This window comes from Sphingomonas sp. Ant20 (genome assembly GCF_000783375.1).
Classification (GTDB): domain Bacteria; phylum Pseudomonadota; class Alphaproteobacteria; order Sphingomonadales; family Sphingomonadaceae; genus Sphingomonas; species Sphingomonas aerolata.
Window position 1 is genome coordinate 1 of the sequence record NZ_JRVI01000264.1, and the last position, 5,611, is coordinate 5,611.

A 5,611-nucleotide genomic window follows, 5' to 3' on the forward strand; every position below is an offset into this window, starting at 1 on the left:
GAAACCGTCTGTTAGAGTGCAATGGCATAAGCCCGCCTGACTGCGAGACTGACAAGTCGAGCAGAGACGAAAAGTCGGTCATAGTGATCCGGTGGTCCCTCGTGGAAGGGCCATCGCTCAACGGATAAAAAGGTACGCCGGGGGATAACAGGCTGATAACCCCCAAGAGCTCATATCGACGGGGGTTGTTTGGCACCTCGATGTCGGCTCATCACATCCTGGGGCTGGAGCAGGTCCCAAGGGTTTGGCTGTTCGCCAATTAAAAGTGGTACGTGAGCTGGGTTCAGAACGTCGCGAGACAGTTTGGTCCCTATCTGCCGTGGGCGTCGAAAATTTGAGAGGAGTTGACCCTAGTACGAGAGGACCGGGTTGAACATACCTCTGGTGTACCAGTCGTTCTGCCAAGAGCGCAGCTGGGTAGCTATGTATGGACGGGATAACCGCTGAAAGCATCTAAGCGGGAAGCCTCCCTCGAGATAAGATTTCATAGAGCCGTCGGAGACCACGACGTGATAGATCGGATGTAGAAGTGCGGTAACGCATGGAGCTAACCGATACTAATTGCTCTATTCGCGCTTGAGAGTCTCACACCATCAATGACAACACTGGGTTCGCCCAGCACGTCAGACGATAGTGCGGATGATTAAGACGACGCCAGATTGCCAATCCCCTCGCCGTCGAGGATTGGTCGAACACACTACAAACCTTGCACGGTATCGATTTTAAAACCCTCAACACCCGCCGCAAGGCGAGGCTCGAGGGGACCCCAGATATCACAGTGACGCATGTCGCACCGGCTCCATTGCCTGGTGGCTATAGCGTCGGTGTCCCACCCGATCCCATTCCGAACTCGGCCGTGAAACCCGCCTGCGCCAATGGTACTATCGCTCAAGCGATGGAAGAGTAGGCGTCGCCAGGCATTGAAGCCCGTGCGACATGCATCACACGATATCTAAACCCATTCACAATCTCATCTACCCTTACGTCCCTAACCGGACCGTCGCGGGGTGGAGCAGCCCGGTAGCTCGTCAGGCTCATAACCTGAAGGTCACAGGTTCAAATCCTGTCCCCGCAACCACCGATATAGAACTACAATCGCCGCCTTCACGGGCGGCGTTGTCGGTTGTGCAGCGTATTCATATCTCTGACCAGTTTTGCCCCTCATTGGCGTGGGTGTGGCATGAACTTTGTCATCTGTGACCCCAACGCCATAAGCCGCTGCTGGGCCAATAGACGCGAGGTTAAGCTACCTGTGCCTGCCGTTCAAAATCTGTAGAACTGTGATAGCCCAGGGTCGAGTGCCCGAGCTTGCTGCGCAGAACACCGAGCGCTTTTCAGAACCAGGACATCGGTCAGCCCCTCAGGTGACGCCAAGGACTCGAACGTTATATCATGCCCTCACTTGCAAAGCAGGTTATCGGGCAAGTCCAGATCTTGGCCAGCCTGCGACACCGCGGCGCGACACTCTCGCACCAGCTTCACCACATCAAGCTGAACTGCCGCCGTCGCAGGCTTTAAACTTTGCGTGTCACAATCCTGAGGTGGATATGTCAATCGTTAAGTATAGCGACCGCTCGTGGCCAGCCAGCGGGACCATTCTCTATCTTTGCTGGAAAACAGGAAACCATGAAGCCGTTGTAGGGTAGGCGGTCAAGGCTAGTGAGCTTTTCCATGTGGTAATAGCCGATGTCTCGGCCTGCCTTTGTTTCACCGCCTCGGCGGCACGGGAGTCCCGCATGCATGTTCAATGGTCGCTTCCCTTGCCAGCAAGCGCACAAGCTCGGCGAGCGCTTGTTGCGCTTCTGGTCCCTGTGCCAACATTATCCGTGCAGCGGCCATACCAGCGTTGTGTTACGGCTGTCCGCGGGTACGTACGAAATACACGTGATGTTACATGCCGGTTTCATGAAATCAGATAGTCCCCCGCCCGGATGCGACTGCCACAAGGCATCAGTCATCTGCGGCCGGAGCTCGGAGAGATACTCAGGGATCATCGTACATACGTGAAAGGCACTCTAGGGCGATCAGTAAAAGCACTTGCCTTCGGTGTAGGAATGACCCGCGTTGCCCTGTCGCGGATCGAAAATGTCCGCACTTGGTCAAAGGCGCAAACGCTCGACCGGATTATCCACGAGTTAGATATTGATTGGCCCGACGTGGCGGTGCGAGGGGTCGGTTCCGCGCCGTCGCGGCAATCCGCGGTGTCGGCCTCGAACCTCCAGGATCGAGCATGCGGAAGCTGGTTGATCGGCGGTCTTCACATGGCACGACGATGATCTCGATCGTCCGCGCGAAGATCGCCGCGTCGCTTTCAGCAATACGGTCCTTGCCGATCTCGGTGCTGGTCAGTTGCGCAACGATGAGGAGGAGTAGCGCGGTGGCCGATGTCGTGCGGTCGTACGATTTACCGCCACGTAGTTTTTTGAGCCACCCCGCGGTTTTCGGCAACACCAGACCTCGTGCATGCAAAACTGGTTGAAAGCAGCCTGTCTGCTTTCGGCAGGCGATCGGCATAAACGGACGTTCGTTGAGGAGAAGGGGCGGGGGGCCGAGTGTCGCTCCTTGGTGGAAAGTCGGCAGTCCGCATTAGGTAGCACTTTTAACGTAGAGCGCCGTATATTCAGGTGTGCCCCGTCGCCCTTCAAAGCGTCCTGATCCGGACGTAGTTCTGAACATCAGGGGCGGCGACGCAGTCGCGCCCCATAATGACCTGCGTACGATCAAACGCGCTATCGTCCGATCGGACGCGTCATTTCCGGGAGGTTCCAGCCTCGTAACGTCACCGCCGCCGGTGCCGCGCCGACCGTCTTTGGATAGCGGATTTCAATGCGCCGGGTCTCACCGGGCAGGAGCGCGACATAATTGTCGTTGTAAAATGCCGGCAAGATGCGCTTTCCCGCCGTATCGACCAGCGTCAGCTTCGCATTGAGCGCGGGCACTTTGGTGTCATTGGTGAGCGTCACGGCCACCATCATGTCGTCACCGACCGATATCGGGGCGGCGACCGAACTGCTCAGGGTAACATTCTGCAGGCTGTTGAGCATCTGATAGGCTGCCTCGTCCTTGCCGCGCCAGTAGAAATTCTCCGCAACCGTCTTGCCCGACCGATCGGTCATGTAGAGCTTGACCAGAAGCATCGGATGCGATGCGAACAGGCGGTCGAGTGGTACGGCGGCAAGCGGGGTTGCCGCATTCGCCTTTGCATCGAGACGATCCTCGCGACTGAACAGTTCGGAATTGTCGAGCCCGACCACCCGCGTGCGAACGCGAAGGCCGGGGCGTGGCTCGCGGGTGGTATTGAGCACGACCAGTTCGTTGCCCGGCAGGTTCAGCTGAACGTGGAGCGGCTCCGCGGCCTTTTTTCGCCCCGTAATATGCCGCATGGGTATCATAGTCCCAGCTGTAGATCTGCCATGCGTTCGACGGCCAGGCCGGGTGGGTCATCCACAGGAGCCGGCCGGAGTTCTTGGTCCAGAGATGGCCCAGAAACCCTTCATACATCGCCTTGTGCGTCTCGAGATTCATCATCTGCGCTTTCCGCTCGAAATCGGCGAAGCTCGTCGCAGGCCCGAACATTGTCGCCAGCGTCGTCATGAACGTCTTGGTGTCGCCGTTCCCGGCAAAGTGCCAGTCGTGATAGGCCAGCGTGTCGCTGAGCGGCCAGGTCTCGCTATCGGGCATGGTGGCGCGGACGGATTCAAGCGTCGAGAGCGACGGCGTTCCCGTTTCGACGGAGAAGCCGCTGGCCAGGTCGGTGAAATAGCCCACCGGTGGCCGGTAGTTGTACGGCCCCGATCCCTGCAGATTGACGACGTTCGAGCTGCCCGTGAACCAGCGCGTGCCATCCTCGCGCGCGATGAGCTCGTCGAGCCCTTCGTTGAGCGCGGGATAGGGCACGCCTTCGTTGCGGCCGAACCACAGGATGATCGACGGGTGATTGCGATAGCGCCGCACGACGTCGTCCGCATTCTTCAGAAAGAGCTCCGGGTCCTGCGGCTCGACCTGGAAATTCTGTGTTGATTGCCAGAAATCGTTGAGCACCATCATGCCGGTCTCGTCGGCGAGGTCGAAAAACTCGGCTTCGGTGTTATTGCCCATCCAGTTGCGGATGACGTTCATGTGCGCCTCCTTCTGGAGACGGAAATAGGGCGCCAGCCGGTCCCGGCCGACGCGTTTCATCGCATCGTCCATGCCCCAGTTGCCGCCGCGCGCAGCGATCTGCACGCCGTTCACGCGGATGGTCAAATGCGGCTCGGGCATCGTCTCCGCGACGGGTGTCACCGCAGGGGAGCGCTCGCCAGCTGCGGTCAGCGATTCGGTCCAGCCGTTCGGCGACTGCTTGATCGCTTCGTGACGGACGTCGACAAGACGTTCGCCGCGCAGGCTGCCATCGGTGAACTGCAGATTGACCCGCCGGAGCGCGCCCGCGGTATCGAACAGCGACAGGTCGTAGCTCACCTCACGGATCCCGAACCGGTCGGTACGCGTGTCCGACAGCCGGCCATCAGCCAGCGCCTCGAGCGACAATTGGTACAGCGCCTGTTCGCCATAGCCGTTCGGCCACCAGAGTTTCGGATTTGCGACGCGCAGCTGGGCGAAGTCCTTGGGTGAGAAGGCGACCTTCGTCTCGCCGGGCGATACGGTCACCGTCTTCTCGACATGCACGTCGCCAAACGCCGCGCGAACGGTGACGCTGCGCGGCGTGGTGCCGTCGTTGCGAACGGGGACGGTGATGTAGACATCGGCACGGTCGGTACGCGGCAGCGGCAGGTCGGTGACGACCTGTGGGTCGAGCAGGCGGACGTCGCCATGCGCCAGCAGTTCGACCGGACGCCACAACCCGGTATTGCGGTCGCGGATGCCGGGAATCCAGTCCCACCCTTCGGTGGCGACGAAGGTCGGACCGTCGATGGCGAGCTGCCCGCCATTCTCGCCGACGCCGGCGCTGATCGACTGTTCGTGCGGAATGCCGGGATGGGGCGGCGGCGACACGCGCACCGCGACGACATTGTCACCGGCGACGGGGATGAGATCGAACTGGCCGCGGATGAACGCGCCGCGTGTACTGCCGAGCTTGCGGCCGTTTGCCCAGACGTCCGCGGCATAGTTGATGCCGCCGAAGACGAGCGTAAGCCGCTTTCCGGCGGCTTCGGGCGGGACGGTGAAGCTGGTGCGGTACCAGTAATCCTGCCGCGCGAGGCTTTCGGGAATCTTGAGGTTATTCAACCCGTAATAGGGGTCGGGATAGACTCCGCGATCGACCAGCGTGGTCAGCACGGTGCCCGGTACGGTTGCGGCACGCCATGTGCCGCTGGGCACGCCCGGACGTGACAGCGTCGGACCATCATCGCGCACGTCCGGCGCGGCGGCGAGCTGCCAGCCGTTCACCAGCCAGCGGCCGTCGCGTGCCGGCGCCAACCCCGTCGGCGGCAAGGGCATGTTTACGACCGGCGGCGTGGTGGCGTTGCCGCGCGCCTTTGGCAGCGTCCACGGATCCTGCTGCTGCGTCAGCCCGATATTGGCCTGCTTCTGGAGCGGCCAGCCGACGCCGACCTGCCAGAACTGGACGAGCGCGAAGTCTGGCTGCGCGCGGGCCGCGTCGGCCAGTGCC

General features: G+C 60.7%; 2 protein-coding genes, 1 tRNA gene, 2 rRNA genes and 2 pseudogenes. 3 read left to right on the top strand and 4 right to left on the bottom strand.

The window, feature by feature from the left end; all coding sequences use genetic code 11:
* The 3 genes from NI18_RS19920 to NI18_RS19930 form a co-directional block, all read left to right on the top strand.
* Nucleotides 1-582 (top strand): 23S ribosomal RNA (locus tag NI18_RS19920); the annotation flags it as partial.
* 223 nt (nt 583-805) lie between these two features.
* A 5S ribosomal RNA gene (gene rrf / locus NI18_RS19925) occupies nt 806-919 on the top strand.
* An 82-nt stretch (nt 920-1,001) separates the two neighbouring features.
* Nucleotides 1,002-1,078, top strand: a tRNA-Met gene (locus NI18_RS19930).
* 472 nt (nt 1,079-1,550) lie between these two features.
* Here NI18_RS19930 and NI18_RS27490 read toward each other — a convergent pair.
* The 4 genes and pseudogenes from NI18_RS27490 to NI18_RS27500 all read right to left on the bottom strand — a co-directional run.
* A pseudogene (locus tag NI18_RS27490) lies at nt 1,551-1,703 on the bottom strand (cyclase family protein); the annotation flags it as partial.
* 421 nt (nt 1,704-2,124) lie between these two features.
* Nucleotides 2,125-2,514 (bottom strand): hypothetical protein, encoded by a 390-nt coding sequence (locus tag NI18_RS19935; RefSeq protein WP_128082353.1) that lies wholly within the window; start codon nt 2,512-2,514, stop codon nt 2,125-2,127.
* Between the two features lie 215 nt (nt 2,515-2,729).
* Nucleotides 2,730-3,392, bottom strand: a complete 663-nt coding sequence (locus tag NI18_RS27495) for a glycoside hydrolase family 2 protein (RefSeq protein WP_347574895.1) — start codon at nt 3,390-3,392, stop codon at nt 2,730-2,732.
* A 496-nt stretch (nt 3,393-3,888) separates the two neighbouring features.
* Nucleotides 3,889-5,439 (bottom strand): annotated as a pseudogene (locus NI18_RS27500) (sugar-binding domain-containing protein); the annotation flags it as partial.
* Nucleotides 5,440-5,611: the final 172 nt, after the last annotated feature.